The sequence below is a fragment of the bacterium genome (genome assembly GCA_024224155.1).
Classification (GTDB): domain Bacteria; phylum Acidobacteriota; class Thermoanaerobaculia; order Multivoradales; family JAHEKO01; genus CALZIK01.
The window spans coordinates 1-1,799 of the sequence record JAAENP010000492.1; the positions used below are offsets into that span (position 1 = coordinate 1).

Annotated in this window: 2 protein-coding genes; both read left to right on the forward strand. The window is 61.4% G+C overall.

Annotation, left to right across the window (positions count from 1 at the left end; all coding sequences use genetic code 11):
- Window positions 1-1,051, forward strand: a 1,051-nt coding sequence (locus GY769_23385) for a TolC family protein (protein ID MCP4204862.1), incomplete at its 5' end; no start/stop codon positions are given.
- A gap of 1 nt (window position 1,052) precedes the next feature.
- Window positions 1,053-1,799, forward strand: a 747-nt coding sequence (locus GY769_23390; protein ID MCP4204863.1) for an efflux RND transporter periplasmic adaptor subunit, incomplete at its 3' end; no start/stop codon positions are given.

Consider the following 1,799-nt stretch of genomic DNA (forward strand, 5'->3'; position numbering starts at 1 on the left):
CCTCAACGTGCTCCGGACCAAAACCACCGAGCGCATCCTCCGGAACAATCTCGAGCTCACTCGGTCCAACTTGGACCGTGCCAGGGTCCGAGAATCTATCGGCGCCGCCAGTCCCTCCGAGGTTTACCGGTGGGAAAGCGAGATTGCGGCGAATCGGAGCGAGATCATCACCGCCGGTGCGGTGCGCAATCAAGCCGAGATCGCTTTGAACCGTATCCTTCATCGCCCGCTCGAAGAAGCTTTCCTCACCGAGGAAATCGATCTCGGGGACCCGATCATGGAGATCATCGACAGCGAGTTCCGACCCTACGCCTCCGATAACTGGCACTTCGACATCTTTCGCGATTTCATGGTTCAGGAGGGATTCGAAAACTCCCCGGAGCTTCAAGCGTTCGATGCCGCCATTGAGGCCCAAGAAAGGAGCCTGGTTGCCTCACGCCGAGCTTTTTTTGCACCGGATGTCTTTTTTCAAGGCTCGGTGGAAAGACCGTTCTACGGAGGGACCCGCTCGTGCCGAGGCATTCGATCCGAGCTCTGCCCCGCCGTCACCCTCGAGCCTCTCGGTGATATCAACTGGACGCTGGCATTCGATGTCTCGCTGCCGCTCTTTACCAGCGGGGAAAGACCGGCGGTGAGAGATCAGGACATCGAGGAGCTCTCAGGCCTGCGTTTCGATCGTGCCGCGACCGCGGAGCGCATCGAGCAACGCATCCGTTCAGCGATGCACGCCGCCGGCGCCTCTTTCGCAGGTATTGCTCTGGCGCAGCAGGCGGCCGATGCGGCCCGAAACAATTTGAATCTGGTGACCGACTCTTACTCTCGTGGGGCCGTCTCGATCATCGATCTGCTGGATGCCCAGAATGCGTCACTGGTCGCCGATGAAGCGGCGGCCAATGCGGTTTACGACTTTCTCATCGCCTTCATGAGAGTCGAGCGCTCGGTGGGTCGGTTTTATTCTCTCGCCGAGCCCGAAGAGCGCGAGCGGCTCTTCGAACGGGCCGATGCTTATTACAGAGAGCTCGGTGCCACGCCGCCGAGAAGGGACGAATGACATGGATTACGATTCAGGCATTCGAGATGTCCTCGTCGTTGTCTGCCTCGCCGGAGTTGCTGCCTCTTGCGGTGAGCGCAAAGAGCCGCCGCCGCCTCCGATCCGCCCGGTGCGTTATCTCGAGGTTTTCTCCACCGGCGCCGGCCGGGAGCGCACGTTTTCCGGATCGGCGAAGGCGGATGTCGAGACCCGTTTGAGCTTTCGAGTGGGAGGAAACATCCGTCGGATTCTGGTGGTTCGAGGAGACCGGGTCGAGGAAGGACAGCTCATCGCGGAGCTCGATTCCACCGACTTCGAGCTTCAAGTTCAGGAAGCCGAAGCCTCCCTGGTTCAATCCGAAGCCCAGGCCCGCAGGGCCAAGGCCGACTACGAGCGGGTGCGAGGTCTTTACGAGAACCGCAACGCTGCCAAGGCGGATCTGGACGCCGGCCGTGCCGCCGCCGAGTCCGCGCGGGCTCAAATCGATGCGTCGGTGAAACGGCTGGAACAAGCGAGGTCGCAGCTTTCCTACACCCGGCTTCGGGCCCCGGAAGCCGGCTCGATCGCGTCGGTCCCGGCGGAAGTCAACGAGAACGTGGAAGCGGGAGATGAAATTGCGCTTCTCACCGCCGGCCTACGGCCTCAAGTCATCATAGCGGTTCCCGAAAGCCTTATTGGAGAGATAAGCCGGGGAGACCGGGTGAGTGTCCGGTTCGACGCGCTTCCGGGGAGAACCTTCGACGCGACGGTAACGCAGGTCGGTGTGGCC